Below are 23,417 nucleotides of genomic sequence, written 5' to 3'. Positions count from 1 at the left end.
GGATGCAACGCACGATTCACGTCCAGCGCACGCGCCTGTCGCCCTTCGTTGCCGGCCTCGTCGCCGCCGGCCTCATCGCCAGCGGCGCGGCCTACGCGCAGAACACGGGCGGCGCGACCGTCACGCCGGTCGGCAACGGCACTGTCGCGGCCGCCGCCCTGCCCGCGAACCCCAACCCCGGCGCCGCGCCGGCCACGGCGTCCGGCACGGTGGTGCACGGCACGGCCGGCACGATCGCGCCGCCGCCCGCGAACGCGACGCCCGGCCAGGTGGTGGTCGGCGGCAAGGTGCCCGACGAGGCGACCAAGGCCGCGGTGCTGCAGAAGCTGCGCGACACCTACGGCGCGGCGAACGTGGTCGACCAGATCGAGGTCGGCGACGTCGCGACGCCGCCGAACTGGAGCGCGAACGTGCAGAAGCTGCTCGGCGCGCAGTTGAAGCAGATCAGCAAGGGCCAGTTGAAGATCAACGGCACGCAGATCGAGATGAAGGGCGAGGTGCACAACGAGGCGCAGCGCCAGCAGCTCGCGAGCGACATGGCGAATACGCTGAACCCGACGTATACGATCAAGAACGGGCTGCGCGTGTCGGCGTCCGAGCAAGGGGTGCTCGACCAGACGCTCGCCAATCGCACGATCGAGTTCGAGACGGGCAGCGCGACGCTCACGCCGCAAGGCAAGCAGATTCTCGATCAGATGGCGGCCGCGCTGTCGAAGATGCAGAACCGCACGGTCGACATCATCGGCCACACCGACAACTCGGGGAACCGGACGTCGAACATCGCGCTGAGCCAGGCGCGTGCCGATGCGGTGAAGGGGTATCTGATCACGAAGAGCATTCAGCCGCAGCAGATGACGACGACGGGCGTCGGGCCGGATCAGCCGATCGCGCCGAACGATACGGCGGAGGGGCGGGCGAGGAATCGGCGGATCGAGTTCCGGGTGGGGCAGTAAACGCGGTTTATGCGGGCCTGCCGAATCCGGCCATTCCCGTGAAATTCGCACTGCGCTGCTTGCGATCGGCCATTCTTCTGCTTGTCGGTGCGTTCTTCGTGCTGGTGGGTGTCGCTGGCGCGATCAATTCGGCCATCCTCGTTCGTGCTGGCGCGTGGCCTCATGTCCCCGCCTTCGTCGAGCGGTGCGAGTTGTCTCTGCGATACGGCAAATCCGACGTGACATGGGAGGCACGCACCGTCTTCCGCCATGGTGCCGGGCAGGGACAGCACTACGATGCGACGTGGCAGCCTGCCGGGTCGCCTGTTTATTCGCGCTCCGCCGCATCGAACATCGATCGCGAACAGTTCGCCGCGTTCACGAAGACGTATTGCCGCGAGGCCGCGAACGATGGCCTGCGCGTTTCGCCGATGTTTCCGGGCATTGCACGCCGCAATGAAGCGGTCGTGGGCGGGGAATGGGTACGAGAAATCGGATTCGGGCTGTTCGCCCTGGTCGGCGGGTTAATACTGTGTGCGGCGGGCATTTCGCTGCTGCCATGGATCGAGGATCGCAAAAGGCACGCGGCGAGGCGGAAAGCGCGGCGGGCGGAGAGTCGCGTCAGCGGTTCGTGATGCGGACGTGCAGGCTGGTTTCGTCGAGTTGCGTGTGGACCAGGCGCTATGCTGAATCTGCCGTGAGTCGATTTCCGGCGATTCAGCATTCGAATATGACCGTTATCTCCCTGAACGCTCTTCTCTGACAGACAGTGAGGCAAGCGCTCCGTCATCCCGTGACGCCGCTCAACGATTGGGGGGTGTTGCGCCACCCTTGTATCCCCTCGCCCACTCCTGGCTCTGCTTGGCGGCCTGGTCGATACGTGCCGCGGCGAGATCGTCCTTCTTGCGCTGCTTCGCTTCCTTTGCGAGATCGCTTGATCCGAACGTATCCTTGTCGCGAGTCCGAAAGTAGAGTGACGGCGCCAGCACATGGTCCTGCCAGCTCGTCAGCAACGTATCGTGGACGAGCATGTCGAACAGCGCCATGACGTCCGACGGAAGTGGATGCTTGCCTTCGATCCCTTCCTTCCAGGCCGACACGAGCTCCATCTCGGCTTCAGGCAGCATGGTCGCCTCGACCGCGTCCGCGCTCGCCTTGTTATTGGAATCCCACGAATCCGGCATGTTGCGGATACGCTCAGCGGATTGCTTCAGGCCGTCCTGATACGACGCGCGGCGCAGCTTCTTTGCCGCCTCCTTCTCGAGACGCTCCCAGACCGTCGAATAGTCCTGCGGCGCTTCCGCGATCAACTTCTCATAGCGCTTTTGCGCCGCGTCGCTCGCTGCCTTCATTCCCCGCAGCTTCGCCTGGTCCTCAGGGCTTCGACTGGCCAGCATGCTCATGTTGGTGCCTTGTCGCTGCAGTTCCCAGTCGAGTTGCGACTTCGCCGTCTTTCGCTGCAGGTCAGCATCGCTCGTGTTGCGTTTCCAGTCGGCAACCGGGTCAGAGATCGTGCGGCGGAAATCGGGATCCATGTAGCGGGCCGAGATCCAGCGCATGAAGACTTTCGAATGCTCCATAAAATCGGCGCCGGGCTTGCGCGGGACGAGCGTGCGGTAGGCGTTGACCAGCGCCTTGATTCGATACTCCTTACCACCGTACTTAATCGGATCCGAGAGCTTGAAACGCTTGAACACCGGGGCGTTGTACAGGTACAGATCCTCCATGGTGTCCATAACCGCGCCCGCCTTTATCGCTTCCAGCAGCATGTCTTGCAGCGGGACTCTCATCAATTCGGCGTTGAGCCCCATGGACCCGCTTGGCGCGCCGCCGACGACATCACAGCTCGTGCCCGGATAGAGAAACTGTTCGCCACGGGTTTTCTCGAGACTGTCGAGACGCTGATAGAAGCGCATCTCATGCGCAGCCGCGAAATGAACGCAGCGCTGCACACTGGCCGGGATGGCGAGAGGACGATCCTTGAAGCTGGTTTTGAGCATACCCAGATAAGGCACCATTCCGATCAGCTCACCGGCTTCCTCCGACATGACGGACGAAACTGCATCGAGCAATCCGACGAACTTGATCTGGATCGGCACGCCTTCAATCGCGAGATCCGTGTCGTCCCTGCGCTTGTATTTCTCCGCGAGATCGTTGATGAACGCACGTGCGAGCACGCACCCTCGATCCGCGCCGAACACCGACACCTCGATCGCCCGAACTTTCGGCATCTGCTTCTTGACGGCCTCGTACGCGGCCTTGAACTGGTCCTTGGCTGCGATCAACCGGGTATCGACGCCTGTGCCGAAAGCCTTGGCCATGACGGAATTGTCACGTACGATCGGCACGTTCTCCATCGCTATACCGACAAAAAGGCTGCGCGCGACCGCCCAGCCCGCCTTCATCGGAGCGCCTTTGACGTTGTTCTTGAAGTCGTTCTTCGCGTTGCGCCACAGCAGCGTTCCGGTCGCCTTGGTTCGTTCCCAGTATCGCTCCGGCGATGCATTCAACACGTTCATGACACGCCGCGCCTGAGCGGGAATGCGTTCGATATCCTTCCGAAGATCCTGGAATGCCTTGTCGATTGGTCGAAGGGAGAAATCCCCCTCGAGAAATCCATCGATGAGCTGCTTCTTTACGTCGTCGACACGTTTTTTTACGCTGGCCTGCTTAATCGGCGTATTGACGCGCGTGAACGACTTGGCGACCGACTGCGCTCCGCTCAACGCCTTCTTGCCCGCCATCTTGCCCGCGGCTACGCCCGCATTGATCCATTCATTGGCCTTGGCTGATTCGTTGAGCGGCGTGCCCAATCCCGAATAATAGAAGCGAAACCAGAACTGGTTCGCGGGTCGCCTCGGATCCTCGATGTCGCGATGCGCCTCCCAAAGCCGGGCGATATTGGAGTACTGCGAACTCGATTGATCGTCGATATCGCGATGGCGTCCAAACGCATCGAAGAAAAAGCCCATCCGAAGCGTCGCGCCGCACGGCATGCAATCGCCCTTCGGGTACATCGTCGCATTCTGGTTCGCGATCTGGGCGTATACGGATGTCGGCGTTGCGTCATCCGGATCGAGTTTAACTCTTTCAGCCATGCTTTTTCTCCTCGACACGCGGCGGCGGAACCAGTCCGTCGGATAGGGGTGGTACCGCGACCGGTTCGAACTTGTCGCTCGTCAATTCAGACAGGACATTTTTCGGCAACGATTGCATGGACTTCGCAAAAGCGCCCGGCTTGCCGGCATCCGCTTGCAACATGCGCTGGATCTCCGGATGCGAGTCAAAGCGACGATTCACGAGCAGGTCGTAGTAAGCGTACTGCTTCAAATCGTCGAGATCGGTGAGGCGGTACTTCAACCATGCCATCGCGACAACTCGAGCAACACGACGAAACTGCTGGTCTTCGCGCTCGTCGTACCGCTTGCTCAATTGCGCCTGATACCTGCTCGCCATCCAGCGCGACACATCGATCATCGGAATACGCGATTCGTCCATCAACGCGCCAGGAAACTGAAGCTCGACGTGACGATCCGGATAGAAGTGAACTTCGAGGATTCGATCGCCTACCGTCTCCGGAACCTGTGATGGGGGCAACGTCGCCTTTGCCTCGGCGTGGAGCGTTTCCTCGTTGCCTTTATGCCACTGGTCGACGTCGACGTAATTCCATTTGACCGTGAACTCGGTTCCCTGGAGCTTGTAGCAACACGTCACCCCGCCTCCACCACCCGGCAAGCTGTTCCCCCCACCTGCCTTGTTTCCGTGGACATCGGTGATCGTGAATCCGTCCAGGTTGTACGGCAGATAGTTGTGAGCGATAACCGAAACGCCGCTATATGTCGGCTCCGACTTGCCGCATGCCGCCATGGCCGTCACAAGCACACACCCTGCCACAACACGGCTCGCCAGCCCCGAAAATCCCGTCGCGCTATTCACTGATAATTTCCTTCCGAATATTGTCCAGCATGCGTTGCAGGCGTACCCCATGCATCGGTATCGCTCCGCCCGTCACGTAAGGCGCCCGTCGCTCAATGCCCGACCCGCCCTCCACGCAATCAACCAAGCCGCGCCTCTTCCGCATGCGGTGACGGCAGCAAGCCGTCGGGAACCGCCGGGACGACCACGGGTTCGAAGCTGCCGCTCGCCAAAGCCGACAGCACATTCTTCGGCAAGGTCTGCATCGACTTCGCGAATGTACCGGGTTGACCGGCGTCAGTCTGCAAGATGCGCTGGACTGTCGGGTGCGAATCGAATCGACTGTTCACGAGCAGGTCGAAGTACACGTATTGCTCGAGATCACGCCGGTCGGTCAGCCGATATTTCAGCCACGCAGCAGCCACTGCACGCGCGATGCGACGATGCGACTGCCCGTCCGTATCTGCAAATTTCCTGTCCAGCTGCGCCTGATAACGAGTCGCCATCCATCGGGAAACATCGACGATCGGAATACGCGACTTGTCGAGAAGTTCGCCAGGAAATTGAAGCTCGACGTGACGATCCGGATAGAAATGAACTTCGAGAATGCGGGTGCCGACCTGCTCGGGAATGGCCGACGGTGGCATCACAACCTTTGTCTCGACCTGCCGCGCGTGCGAATCGTCCATCGTCCATCGGTCTGCATCGTAATACTTCCACTCGACCGTGAACTCGGCGCCCTTGAGTTGGTAGCAACACGTCACGCTCCCCCCACCCGCACCCGGCGGGTCGTCCCCGCCCCCACTTGCCTTGTTTCCAAACGCGTCCTTCACGGTGAAGCCGCTCATGTTGTACGGCAGATAATTCCGGCCCATTACCGAAATCCCGCTATACACCGGCTCCGATTTCCCGCACGCGCTCAATGCCGCCGCGAGCAAACACATTCCCGGCACGGACCTACGCCACACCACGAAGCGCCTCCATCGATTCCCGCTCGTGCGCATCGCGAATCGCATCCCATGTCGCGTCGTCGATCGTCGCCAGAGCGTCATTGAGCGTCGTCTCTCCGTGAGCCACGGCCCCAAGGCACACCCGCACTGCCGGATGCTCGTCGAACCGGGGCGCAACCAGCACGCCCGTCATCACGTAGCACTGCAATTCCGCTTCGTCGGCAATCCCGTGCTCGGCTGCGCGTTCGAGTTGCTCGATAACCTGGTCATGCAGGTCCGCATCGGACAGATGATCGACCACCGCCGCCATCGTCTCGCGAAACTTCAGCACGAGCTTGTCCGGATACCCGAGCTCGATCAGTTGCGCATGTTGCCGCTCGCTGAGGTTCGGCGCGTCACCCACGGGCATCGCGCCTTCGATCGCCGGCACGTCGTTGCGCCACACGACTTCGTCGAGCCGCCGGTCGCGATACCGAATCTCGTCGAACGGCGCGACGAACTGCTGCGCCTGCGGGTCGCTCCACACGCGTCGAAGCCGCCCGAATACATGGTTGTCGAAAAAAAACAGGTAGTACGCGCGACCGTTCGGCAGCGCGTACTTCACGTACTGGCGCAGATGCGCATCGAGCGCGTCGAACGACCACGCCGAGCACAACCATGTCACCGCATGCAAATCGACCGCGTCCAGCCATAGCTGACGCAGCACACGATGCTGCTCGGCAGCCTCGTCGTCGAGCGCGTGACGGTCGAACGCAATCAGGTACGGCGCGATATCCGTGTAGGCGTCCAGCCCGGTATCGGTCCAGAGCGACGCGTGACGCAGGCCGCGCACGGCTGCAAGCTGCGTGTCCAGCTCCTGATAGCCGCGCGTGTCGACGAGCGCGTACAGTCGCATCGGTCTGCCGACGCCGGCCTTGCGCTCCAGCGATGCCTTCAGCGTCTCCAGGAATGCCGGCCATTCGGACTCGCGCGGATTGGGCCCATCCGCAGCCGTCTCGATGGCGTCGCCCGTCTCGTTGAGTTCGTCCATCAATCCGCCTCGACCATCGATTCACGACCGCTATGTGCATTCAGCACGCATTGCTTGCACGTGCCGCCCGGCATCGCGGGCAGCGGATACTGCATGCTCGTCGGACCGCTGAACTGGTGCTGGGCCCCCTTGAAATCGATCTTCCCCGGCGCATGAATCTCGATGTTGCCGCCCTTGATCCGGATATAGGCACCGCCCGACGTGAGCAGGATCTCCTGTTTCGCGGCCACGTCGACGGCCTCGGTCGCCGCCACCATCTTCACGGTCTTCTGCGCGGTGAGTTCGATGTTGTCCGCGTGCGCCTGGACCTCGACGTTGCCCTTCGCGGCGAACAGCTTCATCCCGGCGTTCTGCGCGAACAGGCTGATGCGATCCCGAATGCCGGCGATCAGCGACTTCCCGCTGGTGATGAACATGCTTTCGCCGCTGACGATATTGGTCTGCCGGTCGCTCGCCAGATGCACCGACTGTTGCGACGCCACCCCGATCCCCGCCGGACTCGCGAACAACATCACCGGCTCCTTGAACGCATTCGCATTCCCCGTCCCGCCACCAGCCGTCCTGCCGCCGCCCGCCGTCGCGCCCGCCACGCTGTTCTGCGTCGCATCGGTGAACTGCTTCAACGCATCGCGACCGGTGCCGAGACTCTCCGCCTGATGCATCTCGCTGACCTGCGACATCGCATCGACCAGCCCCTCCGCATTGACGAGCTGCTGCTTCGCTTCGCTCACGTCGAGCGGCTGGCTGCTCGCCTGCTTCGAATGCGTCGTCACGTACAAGCCCTGCCCGGCGCGCATCGCACCGTACGCATCCGTGCGCAGGTCGAAACCGGCGCCGAGATACGCACCGCGCGTGTTGCCGCTCTGCTCGATCAGATAGCCGAGGTGAAGCAGCGAATTCGCGCTGCTGCTGAACAGGCGCGCGCGGTTCTGCCCGGTCGCGTCGTCGAGCACCATCTCGTTGTACCCCGATCCCGCATACTCCTTCGACCGGAAGCCCGACAGGATCCCGTCGCTATGCCACTGCGGCTTGGCGGCACCGTTGTAGACGCGATGCATGACGATCGGCCGGTCGCAGTCGCCGCCGATGTAGCCGATCAGCACTTCCTCGCCAACGCGCGGAATATGCACGCCGCCGTAACCGCCGCCGGTATCGGACTGCACGACCCGCATCCAGCACGACGCGTTCTCGCGGCCTTCGCTCTGCCGGTCCCACACGAACATGACCTTGATCCGGTTCAGCGCGTCGGTATACACCTCCTCGCCCTTCGGCCCGACGACGACGGCCGTCTCGAGTTGCATCGCCGGCTTGCGGTGCTCGAACGGGCTGCGATACGGCACGCTCGCGCGCTGCGCCTCGACCTCGACGAGATAAAACCCGGCGGAGCCGTCGTCATGCCCGACCTCGAATGCCGCCGCTTCGCCGTGACCGGCCTTCACCTGCGCCAGTTGGTCCTGCAGGCTATGCGGGAAGTTCGCTTCGTGGTCCGAGACCGGCAGATTGTTCTCGATGTAACGCGTGACGCCGATGGCCGCGAACTCGCGGTCGCCCGCCGCATCGCGGTCGTGCTCGGGATGTCCGGTCAGCGTGAAGCGCCGGCCGGCATCGATCGCGCGCACACCGCCCACGCCGAAGAAACGCTTCGCGCGCGACTCCCATTCCTCGAGACGGATCTTCGACAGATGTTCGCCACGGTCCTGGCCCGGATACGTGTACGCGCCGGTGTATTCGTAGATTTCCGCCTGGCCCGGCAGGTCGCCCTGGCCGGCCTTGGTCGGCAACGTCGTGCCGTTCGGACTGCCCGCCGACGACGGCGATTTGTAGTCGAACGTGCGCGTGGTGTGCTGCGTGCTCTGCAACGTCCGCGACGCGGCCCATTGCGTGAAACCGGCGGTTTCGGTGCCACTGCCCGAGCGGTCGAACGTGACGGCATTCGGCGACAGTGCATCGACCGCATGCAGGTCGTCGGTGATGACGAACGTGTGCGCCTTCCCGTCTTGGCTGTGCCGCCAGAAACCGAACAGCCCCTCGTCCTCCATCAGCCGATGCACGAAGTTCCAGTCCGTTTCGCTCTGGCGACAGTACGATCGCGACGGCAACGGTTTCGACAGCGCGAACTGGTATCGGCCCTTGGCCTGCGGATGCATATCGAACACGTCGGAGAGAATCGCGTCGACCGGCTGGTCCTGCCAGTACCGCATGTCGCTGCGGAACTTGAGGAAGTGCATCCATGATGCGAAGCGCAGCTGGTAACTCGACAGGCTGCCGTCCGCGCCGAGCCGCCGCGCCGTATGGATATAGCCGTTGATCGGCAGATAGGACTTGTCCGCCTGCTGGATCCACAGCGTGATCGGCTGCGCGATCAACGTCTTGAGCTCAACGTCGCTCGCGGTGGACACCAGATCGAGCGCCACGCTGAAATCGCGCCCCAGCCCGGAGCGGGTCACGGCGCGGCGCGGCACGAGCGCGTTGTTCGGCAGCGACGGGATGTCGGTCTTCAGCAGGCGGTCCTGCTGAATCAGGCCACCGCGAATCGCCTGTGCCAGTTCGGTCGCGTTCATGCGTTATGCCTCTTCTCGTTCATCGCGAACCCGTCGGGCCCGCGCTCTCAGGTCTCAAAGCCGTCGCTCACGACTGCTCGTCGGGCCTCACGCCGAGCAGCTCGCGGATATGCGACAGCGACCCGTCGTCCTTCACGACACTCTCGAGCCACTTGTGCAGCGGCATGTCGGCCCATTCGGCGGCCTTGTCCGCGAGATACGCGACCGGGCTGTGCGGCTCGGTCTGGCGGAAGTAACGCGCGACCGCACGCAGCTGGTCGACGGCCTGCGCACGGTTCTGGATGCCGGCGATCATTTGCGTCACCGGCGGACGCGGAGCGGTCTGCGACTGCACATGGGTCTCCTCGGTATGGAACACGTCGCCGAAGCTCGGCTCGATACGCTCGGGCTGCGCCTGCGGCGCCGACGGCGCATGCGGCGCGCTGCCCGTATAACCCTGCTCGCGCGCGAAGCGCTCGACGAGCCGGTACACGGTCTCGAACGCATCGCGCGTCTGCCGGAAGCTCGGCGCCGAATCGCCCGCGCGTTCGACGAGCCGCTCCTCGAACGCGTCGAGCGAGAACTCGAACGCCTTCAGGTTCGCGAGCAGCGTCGTGTAGAACGCGATCGGCGTCACCCGCCGCGACGCATCGACCTGCTCGACCGACGGCTTGCCGCGCGCGATGTCGTCCGCGTGTTCGGGGTCGCGCTTCACGGCCTGCGCCACATGCTGCGCGACTTCCCAGTCGAGCGTGGTGAACGCGTTCGACGCGCCGTCCGTCACGGGAATGCCGCGCAGCAGCCCGGCCGTGCGGCCGGACAGCCACGCGACGTTGCCGAGCCGGTATTCGACGTCGTCGCCTTCGGGCAGCGGATGCACGGTGTCCCAGTAGTCGCGGCACAGACCTTCCAGCAGCGCATAGCCTTCGGTGAGGCCGGTGATGCCGTCCTCCAGCGCGAGCGCCTCGGTCAGCCACACGGCGAGCCGCAGGTCCTTGGTGCGCGTGCGCAGCAGCTCGCCCGCGTGATCGACGACGAAGCCCCAGTCGGCTTCCTTGATCTCGGTCACCCACTCGCCCTGGTCGAGCGTCGGATCGTCATAGCGCCGCGCGTCCTGGATCGCGTCGAATTCGTTCGAGAACAGCAGGTCGTCGCCGCTGGGCGACGCATCGCTGATCGGCGTCAGCAGCTCGGGGAGATTGATCGGCATGGTTCGGTCAGTTCATCAATGCTTGGCTTGGCTCGGCGCGGCGGCGCTCATTCGACGGTGTACGCGAATTCGCCGGCCTCGTCCGCGCGCACCGCGATGCGCGCGATGGCCGCGCCGTCGGCGATCCGCCCGAGCACGTGGCCCGCGATCTCCGGCAGCAGCGTGCCGTTCAGGATATGGTCGACGTTGCGGGCGCCCGAATCGACCTCGGTGCAGCGCGCGAGCACCGCATCGACAAGCGATTCGTCCCACTCGAACGCGGCCTTGTGGTTCGCTTCGATGCGGCGGCGGATCCGTTCGAGCTTCAGCTCGATGATCTCGGCCAGCACGTCGTCGGAAATCGGGTAGTACGGCACGACCTTCATCCGGCCGAGGAACGCCGGCTTGAACGTCTTGTACAGCTGCGGGCGCAGCGCCTCGGCGAGCGCGTCCGGATCGGGCAGTTCCTCGGCCGGCTTGTTCAGGCACGCCTGCATCACCGCGGCCGATCCGACGTTCGACGTCAGGATGATCAGCGTGTTGCGGAAATCGATCTCGCGCCCTTCGGCGTCGTCCATCGTGCCCTTGTCGAACACCTGGAAGAACATCTCGAGCACGTCCGGGTGCGCCTTCTCGACCTCGTCGAGCAGCACGACGGAATACGGGTTGCGGCGCACGGCCTCGGTCAGCACGCCGCCCTCGCCGTAGCCGACGTAGCCCGGCGGCGAACCCTTCAGGCCCGACACGCTGTGCGCTTCCTGGTACTCGCTCATGTTGATCGTGACCATCTTGCGCTCGCCGCCGTACAGGATGTCGGCCAGCGCGAGCGCGGTCTCGGTCTTGCCGACGCCCGACGGCCCGACGAACATGAACACGCCGCGCGGCTTGTTCGGATCCTCGAGGTTCGCGGTCGCCGTGCGCACGCGCTGCGCGATCGCGTCGAGCGCATGGTCCTGGCCGATCACCCGCGCGGTCAGCAGCGGCTGCAGGTTCAGCACGGTGTCGATCTCGTCCTTCACCATCCGGCCGAGCGGAATGCCGGTCCACGCGGCGACGATCTCGGCGACGACGTGGCCGTCGACCTGCAGCGGCACCATCGGCTCGCCGCCCTGCAGCGCGTGCAGCGCCGCGACGCGTTCGGCCAGCTTCTCGCGCGTGGCCGGCACGTCGACCGGCTCGCCGTCTTCCGACGGCCCGCGCGCCTTGTCGAGCGTGTCGCGCAATTCGGTGATCTCGGCGACGATCGCGCGCTCGGCTTCATAGCGCGCCTCGTCCTCGGTCACTTGCGCGAGCGCCGTGTCGCGTGCGCCGCGCAGCTCGCCGAGCCGCTCGTCGTGCGCCGCGCCGCCCGCCACTTCGCGCTCGAGCGATGCGATCTCCGCGTCGATGCGTTCGATGCGCTTCTTCGTGTCGTCGATCGCCGCCGGCGTCGCGCTGTGCGCGAGCGCGACCTTCGCACACGCGGTGTCGAGCACGCTGATCGCCTTGTCCGGCAGCTGGCGGCCGCTGATGTAGCGATGCGACAGGCGCACGGCCTCGGTGATCGCGTCGTCGAGGATCCGCACATTGAAGTGCTTCTCCATCAGCCCGGACATCCCGCGCAGCATCGCGGCCGCGAGCGGCTCGCTCGGCTCCTCGACCTTCACGACCTGGAAGCGCCGCGCGAGCGCCGCATCCTTCTCGAAGTACTTCTTGTATTCGCTCCAGGTCGTCGCGGCGATCGTGCGCAGCTCGCCGCGCGCGAGCGCCGGCTTCAGCAGGTTCGCCGCGTCGTTCTGGCCGGCCTGGCCGCCCGCGCCGATGATCGTGTGCGCCTCGTCGATGAACAGGATGATCGGGTGCGCACTCTTCTTCACCTCGTCGATCACGCTCTTCAGGCGGTTCTCGAACTCGCCCTTCACGCTCGCGCCGGCCTGCAGCAGCCCCATGTCGAGCACGTGCAGCGCGACGCCGGAAAGCGGCGGCGGCACGTCGTCGGCCGCGATCCGCAGCGCGAGGCCCTCGACGACCGCCGTTTTGCCGACGCCGGCCTCGCCGGTCATGATCGGGTTGTTCTGGCGGCGGCGCATCAGGATGTCGATCGCCTGGCGGATCTCGGCTTCGCGGCCGATCACCGGGTCGATCTTGCCGTCGCGCGCGCGCTGCGTGAGGTTGGTCGTGTACGTGTCGAGCGCGGGCGTCTTCGACGGGCCGGCCGCGGGCGCGGCACCGTCGGCGGCCGGCGCGACGTCGCTGCCCTCCTCATCCGGCTGGCGCGGCTCGGCCTCGCTCGAACCGGCCATGATCTCGTCGAACTTGTGCTTCAGGTCCGTCACGTTCATTTCCGCGAACTGCGACGACATGCGCTGCGCGAACTGCGCGAGATCGGGCGCGGTCAGCAGCGCGAGCAGCAGGTGCCCCGAACGAATGCGGCCGAGCTGCGAATCGAGCGACGCGATCAGCCAGGCCTGCTCGAACAGCGCGATCAGGTGCACGGAGAACACCGGCGTGCGCGTGTTGCCCGTCTTCAGGCGCGTGAGTTCGCGCTCGAGATCGGCACGCAGCGCATGCGGATCGACGCGGCTCGCACGAAGCGCGAGCGGCAGGTCGCCCGTCGCCTGGTCGAGCAGCGCGAGAAACAGATGCTCCAGATCGACCTCGTAATGGCCGCGCGCCAGGCACGCGCTCGCCGCGCGCTCGGTCGCGTGCCGGCACAGCGGATTCAGTTTCGTGATCAGGGTCTTCAGAGGCGTGCTCATGGCGTCGATCTCAGGTTCGATTGCGTGTTTGTTGTCGTTCGGAATCAGTGAATCACGTGCAGTTCGTAGCGGGCGTCCGAGCGGTCCTCGGCCGCGTCGCGCGTGCAGAGGAACGCGTCCCAGCCGAGCCGCGAGCCCGCACCGAGCACGCTCGCGCCAACCTCGGTGCGTTTCAGCACGAGCTTCACCTCGTATTCGAGCGTGACGCCGGCGAGCAGCGTCAGCATCCGCTCGAGCGCGACGGCCTGCGCGCCGCCGGGCAGGAACGCCTCGTAGTCGCGCTTGGACAGCGGGCCGACGACGATCCGCGCGCGCATGTCGCGCTGCCACACCCGTTCGCCGACGAGCGCCGTCGCGCCGAGCACCGCGTTGACCTCGCCGAGCACGCTCAGCTGGTCGGGCGGCACGTCGTACCACTTGCCGACGAACTGGTCGATCTTCACCGGCACGCGGAAGTAATCGGACAGCGTGCGCTGCAGATAGGCGGCCGACATCGGCCGGTGCCGCGCGGCGAGCGCGTAGCCGGCGACGGCCTCGTCGAGCACGCCGCCCGCGCCGGCCGCGAGGCTGTCGCGCACCTCGTCGCTCGGCACGCCGGCGATCGCGAGCAGGAGCGGCAGGTAGCGCTCGTCGCGGTCGAGTTCGTAATGGAACGGCAGCCGGTATTTCTTCCACGCCGCATAGAACAGCGCGGTCGCGCGGTTCGAGAACACGTCGAAGAACGCGCGCGCCGCGTGGTCGCGCTTCAGATGCTCGCGCGCGACGATCTGCTCCGTGTAGTGCAGCGGCAGCGCGCCCTGCCCGCCGAGCAGCCCGAAGAACGCGGGCGTCAGCTCGACGTGACCGAGCTCGCCGGCCGCGAGCGCGGCGCCGCGCTGCTCGCCCGAGTCGAGCAGCGTGCCGTCGTCGTCGAACGAGCGGGCGCCTTCGATCTCGCTCGGCGGGAAGCCGAGCGACAGCGTGTTGCGGAATTCGATGCGCTGCGCGACGACGTCGCCCTGTCGCCACGCGCCGGGCGCGTCGGACGCCTGCCGCGCGAACAGCCCTTCGAGCACGCGCACCGCCTGGAAGAACTCGAAGCGGTGCGGCTCGTCGAGCAGCGCGTCGACTACGCCAGGATCGATTCGCCGGTGCGGGGCTTGCATCGGATGATCTCCTCGCCGGTGCGCTTCGACACCACGACTAGTTGAACGAAACTGTTGAGATGGACATACAGCCCGAAGAAGCTGTCGAGCACGCGCACGAACGACGCGAGGCTCGCGCCGACGAAGTGTTCCTCGTCGATCGTCAGGCGGATCTCGATGCCGCGCACGAAGGTCGCGAACGGCTTGCCGGGCAGCCACTGCACGGCGCCGCGCTGCTCGACGCCGGCCAGGCCGTCGATCTGGCGCATCGACACGGCGGTTCGCCGCAGGTCGTACAGCGTCAGCATTTCCTTGAGCGGCGCGAGCCCGTGCGCGACCAGCGACACATGGTTCAGCGCGAGGTGCGACACGAGCCGCCAGTGCGCGGCGCGGCCGCGCTCGAAGCGCACGCTCTGCGTCGGGCGCCGCAACAGCGAGATGCCGCTCGTCTGCGCGCCGCCTTCCTGGAACAGGTCGCCGCCTTCGAGGCCGAACGCGAGCATCGCGGGCAGGTCGCGGTTCGTGCAGGTGAGGTCGAGGCTCAGCGTGTCGGTCTGCGGCGAGGTCGGCTCGAAGTCGATGTCGACGATCGAGATCTCGGTTTCGTAGCCGGGGCTTTTCTGCGCGACCCAGTCGTTGCGGCGCGCGAACCAGTAATGACCGATCCGCGCCGCTTCGCCGTGATGCAGCGAATAGAACGGCCGGAACTCGATCACCGATTCTTCATGCGCCTGCTGCCGGACGAGCTTCACCGAATCGATCGAGTACACCTCGTACGCGAACGCGCGGCGCGCTTCGGCGATCACCGGGTACGACACCGCGCGGTGCGTGATGCGGATCGGCTCGCCGTGCTGGCGGAACAGGTTGACGATCGGCGTGCAGAACAGCCGGAAATGGCTGGCCGTCAGCAACTCGAGCAGCCGCGCGACGTGCGAATCGCTGCGCACGTCCTGCAGCACCAGATGCAGCGTCGCGCGCTGGCAGCGGCCCGACGCGCGCGCGATCGCCGCGAGGTCGAAATCGACGAAATCGAACTTGTCGGGGAACGCGAAGTATTCGGTGAGCAGGCGATATGCGGGGTGCGACTTCGCCGGGTAGTCGATCAGCGCGTCGTCCTCGTCGAAGCCGGCATGCGCGATCGGCAGCTTGCGCAGCGCGGTCCAGCGGCCGTTGCGCTCGGGCTCGACATACGCGCCGAGCACGTTCACGAACAGGCAGTCGGTCAGCGCGGCGACGAACGACTGCTCGCCGTGCAGGTGCGCGCGCAGCGTCGCAAGCTTCAGCGCGCCGAGATCGAGCTGCGCGGCGAGCGATTCGAACGTGATCGAGATCACGCCCGTCGCATTGGACGGCAGCACCGTCGCGCTCGGCGCGAGCGCGACCGGCATGTAGCGCGCCTCCGAGATGCGGATCGGCGCGAGCGTCACGTCGTACGCGGTGCGGAACCGGCACTGCACGCCGCGGATCGGACGGCTCTTCAGCTCGGTGCCGCGGTCAATCACGACCGGTTCGGTCTGCTGGCCGGGCGAAGCCGGTGTGAACTGCGCGATCGAGCACGACGGGAACGGCCGCAGGTAGTGCGGATACAGCACTTCCAGCAGCGCTTCGGTGAATTCCGGGTAGTCGTCGTCGAGCTTCTTGTTGATGCGCGCGCCGAGCAGCGCGAACGACTCGATCATCCGCTCGACGTGCGGATCCTCGCAGTGCTCGCCGGACAACGCGAGCCGCGCGGCGATCTTCGGATAACGTTCGGCGAAATCTCGCGAATAGCGCCGCAAAAACGATAATTCGCGCTCGTAATACGGCAGCAATTCTTCCATCGACGACCCCGAACCTCAATATTTCCTGCCGGACCCTGATCCGTCACCGGGCGGTCCGGCCCGCTCGGCGGCTTGATTCACAGCATTCTGGCCGCGCGCGTGCGCGTGACCGAATACTGCAGCGTCGACGGCTGCAGCATCGCGTCGAAACTCACCGGCTCCTCGGCCGGATGCACGACGAGCAGCGCCTGGATCGCGAAGTAAAGCGCGTTGGTCGACTGCTCGTTCAGCTCGAACGTCACCTGCACCTGCTGCAGTCGCGGCTCGTGGCGCGCGATGGCCTGCTGGATCGACTTGCAGATGAACGCGCGGTCGTAATGACTCGCGAGGCTCAGCCCCGCGAAATCGTTCAGCCCGTAGGTCAGCACCGACTTCTGGCATTCCGGCAGCGCGGCCAGCTCGATTTCGGTGTGCGCGATACGGGTGTTGAGGATCGCCTCGACGTCGCGGGCGACCGTGTTCTTGAGCTCGTCCAGCGACAATTGCCGCATCGCGGCCGAGGCCGGCAGGTGCGGTTCGTCGTCGAACAGCTTGTCGAGAAAACTGGGTTCGAATCGTTTCATCGGCCGGCATGCACAGCGAAAACGGCAACGGGACGCCGAGCGCCCCGTTGCCGCAACCGACCTTAGACCGCGTAGGTCTTGTCGTTCTTCGTCAGGCTCCAGGCGCCTTGCGTGTTGCCGCCCTGGTTGCCGCCGATCTTCTGCTGGGTCTGCTTCCACTGCACGGCCGCGTACTTCAGCGAGAACGTCTCGAGCGGCAGACCTTCTTCGCGAACGCTCGGCGCGATGCTCGAGATGATCACGTACTTGAGCTTCACTTCCAGATACTGCACGCGCTTGCCCTCACCGTCCGCGCGCGAGAAATGGACCGTCACTTCATCGAACGTGGTGCCGCCCGATGCGTGCTGGTACAGCAGCGGGCTCGACGAATCGATTTCCTTCGTGAAAATCATGTCGCCGTGCTCGCAGCGCGTCATCGTGTGACCGCCCGCGGTCGATGCCGTTGCCGAACGCGGCTGAACGATCGAGTGATCCCATGATTTCAGTTCGATCCAGCCCTGATGGTCTTTGTCCGCGGACTCGCCCTTCACCGCCGGACTACCAAACTGCAAGTGCATATGTAACATGGCCCTTCGACTCCCCAAAGAGGTGGTTTTAACGTCCTACCCAGGCGGCCCGCCCGGGCGATCTACTCGCTTATGAATTTGCCGGTTTGGGCAGATCAGCGACAAGTCGCAGAGAAATCGAGAGTTCGTCGAGCTGAAAGTGCGGGCGCAGGAACGCGACCGAACGATACGAGCCCGGCTTGCCCGGAATCTCCGACACTTGTATGGATGCCTCGCGCAGCGGGAATTGCGCCTTCTGTTCCTGTGACGCGTTGTCGTCGAGCAGGACGTACTGCGAAATCCACCGGTTGAGGAAAGTCTCCACGTTCTGCGCCGATGCGAAGCTGCCGATCTTGTCCCGCATCATCGCCTTCAGGTAGTGCGCGACGCGCGATACCGAAAAGATGTACTGAAGCTGGGCGGACAGGACGGCGTTCGCATTCGCGCTGTCGGTGCTGTATTTTTTCGGTTTCTGCACCGATTGCGCGGCGAAAAACGCAGCGTAATCCGAGTTCTTGCAATGCACGAGCGGGATGAAGCCGAGGTCGCTCAGTTCCTTCTCGCGGCGATCGGTGATCGCGATTTCGGTCGGGCACTTCAGCGCGACTTCACCGTCGTCGGTCTTGAACGTGTGGGTCGGGAGGTCCTCGACGAGACCGCCGCCTTCGACGCCGCGGATCGCCGCGCACCAGCCGAAATCGTCGAACGCGGCCGTCAGGCGTGCCGCGAAGGCCCACGCTGCGTTGCACCACAGGTACTTGTCGTGCTCGGTGCCGTCGACGTCCTCGACGAAGTTGAAGTTTTCCGCGGTCTGGCCGTCCTTCGGATTGAACGGCAGGCGACCGAGGAAGCGCGGCAGCGTGAGGCCGACGTAGCGCGAATCCTCGGCATCGCGGAACGACTTCCACTTCGCGTATTCGACCGTGTCGAACACCTTGCCGAGATCGCGCGGCTTGCCGAGGTCGGAGAACGACTCGAGGCCGAGCAGCTCCGGCGACGCCGACGCGATGAACGGCGCGTGCGCCGCCGCCGCGACGTGCGACATCTGCTCGATGAAATACATGTCTTCCGGCTGGCGCGAGATCTCGTAATCGCCGATCAGCGCACCGAACGGCGAGCCGCCGAACGTGCCGAACTCTTCTTCGTAGACCTTCTTGAACAGCGCGCTCTGGTCGAACTCGCTCGCACCCTTGAAGTCGCGCACGAGGTCGCGCTTCGGTGCGTGCAGCGCCTTGATCTTGATCGTCTGGCCGGTGTTGCTTTCCTTGACCAGGTAGTCCATCCCGCGCCACGTGCTTTCGAGGCGCTGGAATTCCGGCGCGTGCATCACCGCGGAGAGCTGCGTGGAGATCAGGCGGTCGAGTTCCGCGACGCGCGCGTCGATCGTCGCCGACAGGTTGTCCGACACGATCACCGTGCCGTCGAGCACCTGGTGCACGAGTTCGCCGATCAGGTCCTTCGCGCGCGCATGCTCGGAATCGGATTTCGCGACCTTGCTCTTCTCGACGATGTCGTCGAGCAACGAAGTCCCGGCGGCGTATTCCGCGCCGCTCGCTTGGGCCGCAGCCGTTTGCTGGTTCATCTCAACACTCCGTCGTCATTCGCCGTCTTTGTCGCCGCCCGTGCCCTTCGCGAGCGCCTGCAGCTGCTGCGTGTTCTTCAGCACTTCGGACAGCAGATCCTCGAGCTTGTCGTTGCCGGCGAGCTTGTTGCGCAGGTCGGCGAGCTTCGAGCGCGCCTCGAGCAGGCGGCGCAGCGGCTCGACCTGTTCGACGACTTCGTCCGGGCTGAAATCCGACAGCGAACGGAACTTCAGGTCGACCGCGAACTTGCCGCCTTCCGGGCTCAGGCGGTTTTCCACCTGGAACGCGGCGCGCGGCTCGATCGCCTTCATCACGTCGTCGAAGTTGTCACGGTCGATGTTGACGAACTTCCGGTCGCGCAGCTTCGGCTGCTCGACTTCCGACTGGCCCGCCAGATCGCCGACGACCCCGACGACGAACGGCAGTTCCTTCACCTCGATCGCATCGCCCTTCTCGACCTCGTAGGTCAGCTGGACGCGCGGCGGCCGTATTTTCTGCAAGCTTTTCTGAATGCTTTCTTTCTTGGCCATCTCGACGGCTCCCAGGTTAGTTGTGGTTATCGCGTCAGTTGCGGTCAGTTGCGCAGCGCGCTGAACGGATCGGCGCCGCCCTTCTGCGCCGCAGCGGCCTGCGGCGGGGCAGACGGTGTCGGCGCGGTCGTTGCTGCCTCGGCAGCCGGTGCCGCGCCGGCCTTCGGACGATGAACGATGCGGCGCGGCGGACGCGCCTTCGCGGCCCGTTGCTCCGGCGGGAACAGCGCCGATTCGCCAAGCGTGTCGCGCAGCTGCTTCGCGAGCGCCTGCGCGTCCGACTTCGCGTCGCCCGCGAGCGACGCATCCTGGCGCAGCTCGCCGAGCGACTGCGTCGCGATCCGCAGCCCCGCGACCGCGAGCACGCTCTTCGCCTGACGATCGGTCGCGTCACGCTGCAGGGCTTCCTGCGCGGCGACGATCGCCTGGCCATAGTGGTTCTGGGCAAACTGGATCTGCGCGATGCGCGACCACGGCTCCTCGCGCGTCGGATCCGACTTCGCGAGCTGCTGGTACAGGCCGAGCGCCTTGTCCTGGTCACCCGACTTCGCAACGGCGTCCGCATCGGCCAGCGACTTGTTGAACACCTCGGCAGTCGGCGGCACCGGCGGCTGGCTCGCACAACCGGCGATCACGCCGCAAGCCAGCACTACCCCAGACAATTTTGCGAAAAGACGGTCTTTCATCGTTATATCCACCGGCGCGTGAGTATTAAAATCGTTCAGAATCTGGTTCTTTTGCTTTGCAAGAAGCGCGCGGGTATAGTACCGATCAATTTTTCATAATTCAATCGCCGCGTGCAGAGTAATTCCTTTTAAAACCGTGCGCTACCCCCTCGAAACGCCTCTGGCAGCGGCCCGCCGGCGGCTTTCGCATCGACCGGAATGCGCAAGTTTTACTGGATCGGCAACATCTCGCACGGATGACGGAAAAAATTTCCGAGGACGCGCGGCCGAGTGCGTGTGCTTAATAGTTGAACGGCCGATAGGCCGGGCATTCGCGACGAACGCGGAAATACCCGGCAGTTTTGACAGGGGAGTTAAAGGCGGCACGCCGAAAACATGATGAGATCGTCCATGATTCGCTTTGCGCTGCCGCTGATTGCCTGCGCGCTCCTGGCCGGATGCGCGGCCGCCCCGCTGATCGGCTCCGCCGCGAGCGCCGTGATGCAGGCGGCCGGTGTCGGCAAGCCCGAACTGCCGGATTCCCAGAAGCCGCCGCGCAACATCGGGCTCACGCTCGCCGCCGCGCCCAACCTCAATGCCGCGAACGATCACAAGCCGCTCGCGCTGGTGGTCAGGCTCTACGCGCTGAAGGATCCGACTTCGTTCCAGCAGGCGCCGTTCGACGCATTCACCGATCCGACCAAGGAAAAGGCCGCGCTGGGTGCCGATCTGCTGAACGTGCGTGAAATCACGCTGATTCCGGGCCAGCGCTATACGGCAACCGAAAAGGTATCGCGCGAAGCGCAGGCATTCGGCATCGTCGCGCTGTTCCGCGATCCCGCAATCCAGCGATGGAAACTGACGTTCGACCCGGCGAAGTCGGAGAAATCCGGCATAATCATCGGCCTGCATAATTGCGCGATGACGGTCACCGACGGCTCTGTCATCGCACCGCAACAGGGTGCGCCTTCGCAACCGCTGAATATGCTTTCGTCGGTCACCTGCGGTTAAACATGACGCACGAATGTCAATTAACAAGAGTTAACAAATTGGCGATTAATTCGGGCACGAACAAATCGATTACATCGCAACGCGACATTAACCGGATTTGACATGAGTTATTCGGCCAAGGTGCTGTGGGGGGAAGGGCTGTTCCTCCGGCCTCAACACTTTCAGCGGCAGGACGCCTACCACGAGGCGCGCCTGTTCGAATCCATCCAGGCGATCCAGCCGTACAACTGGGGCGTGCGCTCGGTGCGCATCGACCGCGATGCGCTCGGCAGCAACGTGCTGCGCGTGGCCGAGCTTGCGCTCGTGTTCCCGGACGGCGCGCTGTATGCCGCGCCGCAGGCCGACGACCTGCCGCCGCCGATCGCGCTCGACACGCTGCCCGACGGCATCAACGAATTCGTGTTCTACCTTGCGCTGCACCCGCTGCGCGAGAGCGGCACCAACTACAGCGACGATCCGGCCGCCGGCTTCATGACGCGTTTCGTCAGCGAGCAGACGAGCGTCGCCGACAACTTCACCGACGCCGCCGAAGCCGACATCACGTTCCTCAAGACGCAGGTCAAGCTGATCGCGCACAGCGAGCCGCGCGACCAGTTGCTGTCGGTGCCGCTCGTGCGCGTGCGCCGCACCGCGACGTCCGGTTTCGAGATCGACGACAGCTTCGTGCCGCCGTGCCTCGCGATCGAGGCGTCGCCGATCCTGCACCAGCGGCTGCGCCAGCTCGTCGACGCGCTGCAGGCGAAGGTCAACGCGCTGTACGGTTTTCACCGCGAGCCGTCGAAGAACATCATCGAGTTCCGCTCGGGCGACATCGCATCGTTCTGGCTGCTGCACACCGCGAACGCCGCGTTCGCGACGCTCGCGCACCTGCACCAGCATGCGGCGCTGCATCCGGAGCGGCTGTTCCAGGAACTGCTGCGCCTCGCCGGCCAGCTGATGACGTTCTCGAAGGGCTATACGCTCGCCGACCTGCCCGTGTATCGCCATGACGACCCGGGCCCGAGCTTCGCGCGTCTCGACCTGATGCTGCGCGAGCTGCTCGACACCGTGATCTCGACGCGCTACTTCGCGATCACCCTCGACGAGGTGCGTCCGTCGTTCCACCTCGGCCGCCTCGATTCGGGCAAGATCGACGACAAGACCGAGTTCTACCTGGCCGTGTCCGCGGACATGCCGAGCGTCGAGCTCGTCGATGCGGTGCCTGCCCGCTTCAAGGTCGGCGCACCCGACGACGTCGACAAGCTCGTGCTGTCGGCGATGCCCGGCGTGCGGCTGTCGTACACGCCGCAGGTGCCGCCCGCGATCCCCGTGCGGCCGGGCGCGTGCTATTTCTCGCTCGATTCGCGCGGCGCGCTGTACGAGCGCATGCTGCAGGCCCAGTCCGCGATGATCTATGCGCCGACTGGCATCAATGACCTGAAATTCGAACTGATCGCGGTCACATCATGAGCTACGCGCCTTCCCTGTTCGGCGACAACGCGCCGGCCCCGCTGCATACCCCGGCGTCGACCGACGCCGCGTTCCAGGCCCGTTCGCTGCTCGACCTGCTGTACGACGGGTTCTTCATGTTGTTCCTGCTCAAGAACGGCCGCGAGCCGGACAGCGCGAGCGAGTTCAGCACGAAGATCCAGGAATTCCTGTCGGATTTCGAGCGCGGGGCGAAGAAGCTGAACATCCCGGCCGAGGACGTGTATGGCGCGAAGTTCGCGTACTGCGCGGCCGTCGACGAGATGGTGCTGTCGTCGCAGTTCAAGATCCGGACCGACTGGGAACGCCGGCCGCTGCAGCTCGTGCTGTTCGGCGAGCAGCTCGCGGGGGAGAAGTTCTTCCAGTATCTCGAGGAATGTCGCGCGCAGGGCGCGGCGCGGCTGCAGTCGCTCGAGGTGTTTCATATGTGCCTGCTGCTCGGGTTCCAGGGCAAGTATCTGCTCGAAGGGCCGGAGAAGCTCGCGTACCTCACCGCGCGGCTGGGGGATGAGATCGCGCATATGAAGGGCAAGCGCGCTGCGTTTGCGCCGCATTGGCCGCTGCCGGATCAGATCGCGCATCGGTTGAAGCGCGAGGTGCCGGTTTGGGCGATCGGGGCGGTGTTTGCGCTGGTGGCACTGCTTGGGTATCTCGGGCTCAATGCTTATCTGAAAGACAAGACGCTGCAGGCGTTGGCGCCTTATTCGCAGGTGATCAAGGTGGGCCCGGAGTCGGCGAATCTGACGATTTCGCTGCCTTGAGGGGCGGGCTTCGTTTAGACGCTGATGCTTGATGAAGAAAGGACCGCTCGGCGG

19 protein-coding genes are annotated in these 23,417 nt (G+C 64.7%); 5 read left to right on the top strand and 14 right to left on the bottom strand.

Annotated elements, in window-relative coordinates; genetic code table 11:
- Positions 1-2 precede the first annotated feature (2 nt).
- Complete coding sequence (locus tag U5771_RS29485; protein WP_322027240.1) at positions 3-953, top strand: OmpA family protein; 951 nt, start codon at positions 3-5, stop codon at positions 951-953.
- Between the two features lie 38 nt (positions 954-991).
- Complete coding sequence (locus U5771_RS29480) at positions 992-1,567, top strand: DUF3592 domain-containing protein (RefSeq protein ID WP_322027239.1); 576 nt, start codon at positions 992-994, stop codon at positions 1,565-1,567.
- Positions 1,568-1,735: 168 nt separating this feature from the next.
- On the opposite strand, the gene U5771_RS29475 is transcribed toward U5771_RS29480, so the two are convergent.
- The 14 genes from U5771_RS29475 to U5771_RS29410 all read right to left on the bottom strand — a co-directional run bounded on the left by U5771_RS29475 (position 1,736) and on the right by U5771_RS29410 (position 20,145).
- A complete protein-coding gene (locus U5771_RS29475; RefSeq protein WP_322027238.1) occupies positions 1,736-4,030 on the bottom strand; it encodes a DUF2235 domain-containing protein in 2,295 nt (764 codons plus the stop codon).
- A complete protein-coding gene (locus U5771_RS29470) occupies positions 4,023-4,799 on the bottom strand; it encodes a hypothetical protein (RefSeq protein ID WP_322027263.1) in 777 nt (258 codons plus the stop codon). Before U5771_RS29470 ends, U5771_RS29475 begins: the two co-directional genes overlap by 8 nt.
- Positions 4,800-4,987: 188 nt before the next feature.
- Positions 4,988-5,791 (bottom strand): hypothetical protein, encoded by an 804-nt coding sequence (locus U5771_RS29465; protein ID WP_322027237.1) that lies wholly within the window; start codon positions 5,789-5,791, stop codon positions 4,988-4,990.
- Between the two features lie 13 nt (positions 5,792-5,804).
- Positions 5,805-6,827 (bottom strand): DUF4123 domain-containing protein, encoded by a 1,023-nt coding sequence (locus U5771_RS29460; protein WP_322027236.1) that lies wholly within the window; start codon positions 6,825-6,827, stop codon positions 5,805-5,807.
- The gene (locus U5771_RS29455) at positions 6,827-9,388 is read right to left on the bottom strand and encodes a type VI secretion system Vgr family protein (protein ID WP_322027235.1); all 2,562 of its coding nucleotides are present in this window, start codon (positions 9,386-9,388) and stop codon (positions 6,827-6,829) included. The genes U5771_RS29460 and U5771_RS29455 overlap by 1 nt, the downstream gene beginning before the upstream one ends.
- A gap of 67 nt (positions 9,389-9,455) precedes the next feature.
- On the bottom strand, positions 9,456-10,577 hold the full coding sequence (tssA, locus tag U5771_RS29450) for a type VI secretion system protein TssA (RefSeq protein WP_322027234.1): 1,122 nt from the start codon (positions 10,575-10,577) through the stop codon (positions 9,456-9,458).
- 47 nt (positions 10,578-10,624) lie between these two features.
- Positions 10,625-13,294, bottom strand: a complete 2,670-nt coding sequence (gene tssH / locus U5771_RS29445) for a type VI secretion system ATPase TssH (RefSeq protein ID WP_322027233.1) — start codon at positions 13,292-13,294, stop codon at positions 10,625-10,627.
- Between the two features lie 44 nt (positions 13,295-13,338).
- Complete coding sequence (tssG, locus tag U5771_RS29440) at positions 13,339-14,439, bottom strand: type VI secretion system baseplate subunit TssG (protein WP_322027232.1); 1,101 nt, start codon at positions 14,437-14,439, stop codon at positions 13,339-13,341.
- Positions 14,403-16,238 (bottom strand): type VI secretion system baseplate subunit TssF, encoded by a 1,836-nt coding sequence (gene tssF / locus U5771_RS29435; RefSeq protein WP_322027231.1) that lies wholly within the window; start codon positions 16,236-16,238, stop codon positions 14,403-14,405. The genes tssG and tssF overlap by 37 nt, the downstream gene beginning before the upstream one ends.
- Positions 16,239-16,315: 77 nt before the next feature.
- A complete protein-coding gene (gene tssE / locus U5771_RS29430) occupies positions 16,316-16,801 on the bottom strand; it encodes a type VI secretion system baseplate subunit TssE (RefSeq protein WP_059465243.1) in 486 nt (161 codons plus the stop codon).
- Between the two features lie 62 nt (positions 16,802-16,863).
- On the bottom strand, positions 16,864-17,367 hold the full coding sequence (locus U5771_RS29425; protein WP_006477093.1) for an Hcp family type VI secretion system effector: 504 nt from the start codon (positions 17,365-17,367) through the stop codon (positions 16,864-16,866).
- A 70-nt stretch (positions 17,368-17,437) separates the two neighbouring features.
- Positions 17,438-18,928 carry a type VI secretion system contractile sheath large subunit gene (gene tssC, locus U5771_RS29420; RefSeq protein ID WP_039320274.1) on the bottom strand — a complete coding sequence of 497 codons (1,491 nt, stop codon included), beginning with the start codon at positions 18,926-18,928 and terminating at the stop codon, positions 17,438-17,440.
- 15 nt (positions 18,929-18,943) lie between these two features.
- On the bottom strand, positions 18,944-19,459 hold the full coding sequence (tssB, locus tag U5771_RS29415; RefSeq protein WP_322027230.1) for a type VI secretion system contractile sheath small subunit: 516 nt from the start codon (positions 19,457-19,459) through the stop codon (positions 18,944-18,946).
- 44 nt (positions 19,460-19,503) lie between these two features.
- Positions 19,504-20,145 carry a tetratricopeptide repeat protein gene (locus U5771_RS29410; protein ID WP_322027229.1) on the bottom strand — a complete coding sequence of 214 codons (642 nt, stop codon included), beginning with the start codon at positions 20,143-20,145 and terminating at the stop codon, positions 19,504-19,506.
- A 378-nt stretch (positions 20,146-20,523) separates the two neighbouring features.
- Here U5771_RS29410 and tssJ point away from each other — a divergent pair, with 378 nt between their 5' ends.
- From tssJ to icmH, 3 genes are all read left to right on the top strand, one after another.
- Positions 20,524-21,135 (top strand): type VI secretion system lipoprotein TssJ, encoded by a 612-nt coding sequence (tssJ, locus tag U5771_RS29405; protein ID WP_322027228.1) that lies wholly within the window; start codon positions 20,524-20,526, stop codon positions 21,133-21,135.
- Between the two features lie 102 nt (positions 21,136-21,237).
- The gene (tssK, locus tag U5771_RS29400; protein ID WP_322027227.1) at positions 21,238-22,584 is read left to right on the top strand and encodes a type VI secretion system baseplate subunit TssK; all 1,347 of its coding nucleotides are present in this window, start codon (positions 21,238-21,240) and stop codon (positions 22,582-22,584) included.
- Positions 22,581-23,363 (top strand): type IVB secretion system protein IcmH/DotU, encoded by a 783-nt coding sequence (icmH, locus tag U5771_RS29395; RefSeq protein ID WP_322027226.1) that lies wholly within the window; start codon positions 22,581-22,583, stop codon positions 23,361-23,363. The genes tssK and icmH overlap by 4 nt, the downstream gene beginning before the upstream one ends.
- Positions 23,364-23,417: the final 54 nt, after the last annotated feature.

Origin of the sequence: Burkholderia sp. BCC1977, assembly GCF_905339595.1 — a bacterium.
Taxonomy (GTDB): Bacteria; Pseudomonadota; Gammaproteobacteria; order Burkholderiales; family Burkholderiaceae; genus Burkholderia.
This window is presented reverse-complemented; position numbering and strand designations above follow the sequence as displayed.